Origin of the sequence: Mesorhizobium sp. M1A.F.Ca.IN.020.03.2.1 (assembly GCF_004023205.1) — a bacterium.
GTDB lineage: Bacteria > Pseudomonadota > Alphaproteobacteria > Rhizobiales > Rhizobiaceae > Mesorhizobium.
In genome coordinates, this window is sequence record NZ_RZSV01000383.1 from 1 (window position 1) to 3,239 (window position 3,239).

General features: G+C 62.2%; 3 protein-coding genes. All 3 read left to right on the top strand.

Translation table 11 applies throughout. The features are described 5' to 3' along the window. Positions 1-1,572: acetolactate synthase 3 large subunit (locus EOA79_RS30920; RefSeq protein WP_128293620.1), on the top strand; the 1,572-nt coding region annotated here is incomplete at its 5' end. A gap of 76 nt (positions 1,573-1,648) precedes the next feature. Further along, the gene (gene ilvN, locus EOA79_RS30925) at positions 1,649-2,221 is read left to right on the top strand and encodes an acetolactate synthase small subunit (RefSeq protein WP_059185300.1); all 573 of its coding nucleotides are present in this window, start codon (positions 1,649-1,651) and stop codon (positions 2,219-2,221) included. A 123-nt stretch (positions 2,222-2,344) separates the two neighbouring features. Beyond that, positions 2,345-2,941 (top strand): LysE family translocator, encoded by a 597-nt coding sequence (locus tag EOA79_RS30930; protein WP_095825021.1) that lies wholly within the window; start codon positions 2,345-2,347, stop codon positions 2,939-2,941. Positions 2,942-3,239: the final 298 nt, after the last annotated feature.

Below are 3,239 nucleotides of genomic sequence, written 5' to 3' on the forward strand. Positions count from 1 at the left end.
CATCAGCGCGTCCTGCAGCGGCGTCACCGCATTGGTGGCCCCGGGGCCACCAATGCGGTGACGCCGCTGCAGGACGCGCTGATGGATTCCATTCCGCTGGTCTGTCTCACCGGTCAGGTGCCGACTTCGCTGATCGGCTCCGACGCCTTCCAGGAATGCGACACCGTCGGCATCACGCGCCCCTGCACCAAGCACAATTGGCTGGTGAAAGACGTCAACGAGCTCGCCGCCACCATCCATGAAGCCTTCCATGTCGCGACTACCGGGCGGCCGGGCCCGGTCGTGGTCGACATTCCGAAGGATGTGCAGTTCGCCAAGGGCATCTACGTGCCGCCGCAAACGGCGCCGCGCACCAGCTATCAGCCGAAGGTCCAGGGCGATCTTGAGAAGGTGAAGGCCGCCGTCGAATTGATGGCCGGCGCGAAGAGGCCGATCATCTACAGCGGCGGCGGCGTCATCAATTCAGGTCCGGAAGCCAGCCATCTGCTGCGCGAGCTGGTCGACCTCACCGGCTTCCCGATCACCTCGACGCTGATGGGCCTCGGTGCCTATCCGGCTTCGGGCAAGAACTGGATCGGCATGCTCGGCATGCATGGCACCTACGAAGCCAACATGGCCATGCATGATTGCGACGTGATGATCTGCATCGGCGCGCGCTTCGACGACCGCATCACCGGCCGGCTGACCGCGTTCTCGCCGAACTCGAAGAAGATCCATATCGACATCGATCCGTCCTCGATCAACAAGAATGTCCATGCCGATGTGCCGATCCTGGGCGATGTCGGCCGCGTGCTGGAGGATCTGGTGCGGCTGTGGCGGGCGACTGCCAAGGCCGACAAGAAGGCGCTCTATCCATGGTGGGAGCAGATCGCGAAATGGCGCGCGCGGGACTCGCTCGCCTATAGGATGAACAACGACGTGATCATGCCGCAATACGCGATCCAGCGGCTCTATGCGCTGACCAAGGATATGGACACCTACATCACCACCGAAGTCGGCCAGCACCAGATGTGGGCGGCGCAGCACTATCACTTCGACAAGCCCAACCGCTGGATGACCTCGGGCGGCCTGGGCACGATGGGATATGGCCTGCCGGCGGCGCTCGGCGTGCAGATCGCACATCCGAATGCGCTGGTCATCGACATCGCCGGCGACGCTTCGGTGCAGATGACGATGCAGGAGATGAGCTCGGCCGTGCAGTACGACGCGCCGATCAAGATCTTCATCCTCAACAACCAGTATATGGGCATGGTGCGCCAGTGGCAGCAGCTGTTGCACGGCAACCGGCTGTCGCATTCCTACACCGAGGCGATGCCGGATTTCGTCAAGCTGGCGGACGCCTATGGCGGCCATGGCATACGCTGCGACAAGCCGGACGAGTTGGATGACGCGATCCGCGAGATGATTTCGGTGACGAAGCCGGTGCTGTTCGACTGCCGCGTGGCGACTCTCGCCAACTGCTTCCCGATGATTCCGTCCGGCAAGGCGCACAACGAGATGCTCCTGCCTGACGAGGCGACCGACGAGGCGGTGGCCAACGCCATCGACGCCAAGGGCAGGGAACTGGTGTAGCGGCAGGCAGCGTCTGCGGCGGAAGCCGTGTGGAAACATAGAATTAGCGCCAAAGTTTGAAATCGAGATTCACGTCATGAACGCACAGCTCCAGCCGACCGGCTCCGCCTACTTCATCGCCAAGGAAACCGAAAAGCCGGAAACGCACACGCTTTCCGTGCTGGTCGACAACGAACCGGGGGTGCTTGCCCGCGTCATCGGCTTGTTCTCGGGGCGCGGTTACAACATCGAAAGCCTCACGGTGTCCGAGACCGAGCACGAGAAGCATTTGTCGCGCATCACCATCGTGACGCGCGGCACGCCGCATGTGCTGGAGCAGATCAAGCACCAGCTCGAGCGGATCGTGCCGGTGCACCGCGTGGTCGATCTCACCGTGCGCTCGCACGAACTCGGCCAGGAGCGGCCGCTGGAGCGCGAGCTTGCGCTCGTCAAGGTCGCCGGCACCGGCGACGCCCGCGTCGAGGCGCTGCGGCTGGCCGATGCCTTCCGCGCGTCGGTCATCGACGCCAACACCGAGCATTTCATCTTCGAGATCACCGGCAAGGGTTCCAAGCTCGACCAGTTCATTGCCATCATGAAGCCGCTCGGCCTGGTCGAGATCTGCCGCACCGGTGTCGCAGCCATGAACCGTGGCCCGCAGGGGATGTAGGCGCGCCACCCACCGCTCCGACTGCTTCAAATTCTCCTTGCTGGTCCGGCAGTCGCCCGTCAGTGGCTTTTGCGCGCCTGCCGGAAAAGGACAATATAGCTGACCTATCCGCGGGAGGATATGATGTCCGTCAACGCGTTCCTTGCACTCCTGGTCTATGCCTTCGTGACGTCGATCACGCCGGGGCCGAACAATCTCATGCTGCTGGCCTCCGGCGTCAATTTCGGCATCCTCAGAACGGTTCCGCATATGCTCGGCATCAGCATCGGTTTTCTGGTTCTGCTGCTGGCCGTCGGCTTCGGACTCGGCGCGGTGCTGACAGCGTTTCCGGTGCTGCATATGGCGCTGAAAATCGCCGGCGCCGCCTATTTGCTCTATCTTGCCTGGAAGATCGGCATGTCGCGCTCGATGGGTGGCAAGGACGGGGCGAAGGCGCGTCCGATGCGCTTCATCGATGCCGCCGCGTTCCAATGGGTCAACCCGAAGGCGTGGGTGATGGCGATCACTGCCATGGCCGTCTACACCAATCCGGATCATCCGTTCGTCTCGGTGGCGCTGATTTCAATCGCCTTCACCATCGTCAACCTGCCCAGCGTTTCGGTGTGGGCCGGGTTCGGCACCGCGCTGCGCGGCTTCCTTTCGGATCCCATGCGGCTGAAATGGTTCAACATAGGAATGGGTCTGCTGCTCGCAGCGACGCTCTGGCCGATGCTGCGTTAAGGGATCGCCACGGCACGTTAGCCGGCTGCACAACAATTGTGCAGTGCATATTAAATCTTCGTAATCCCGCGTTTTGGCCCTTTTCCGCCAAAGCCTTGTCCTATCTATTCGGCGAAATTCGCGGCAACGGCCGTGAAATAGACCACCGGTTTCGGCGTGTCGGATAGAGGGCCAGTTGTCGATGCGCGGAAAAATCGCCTTTACAGTCGTTGCTCTGGCCTGCCTTGCAGGTGTCGGCCTTTATCTGTCGCCCGCCACGATTGGCAGGGTGCAGCAGCTGATCTCCGGCCAGCAGGCC

What these genes read in the sequence shown, in the direction of transcription:
- ilvN (WP_059185300.1), top strand. Translation starts at nt 1,649, where the DNA reads ATGAACGCACAGCTCCAGCCGACCGGCTCCGCCTACTTCATCGCCAAG.
- EOA79_RS30930 (WP_095825021.1), top strand. Translation starts at nt 2,345, where the DNA reads ATGTCCGTCAACGCGTTCCTTGCACTCCTGGTCTATGCCTTCGTGACG.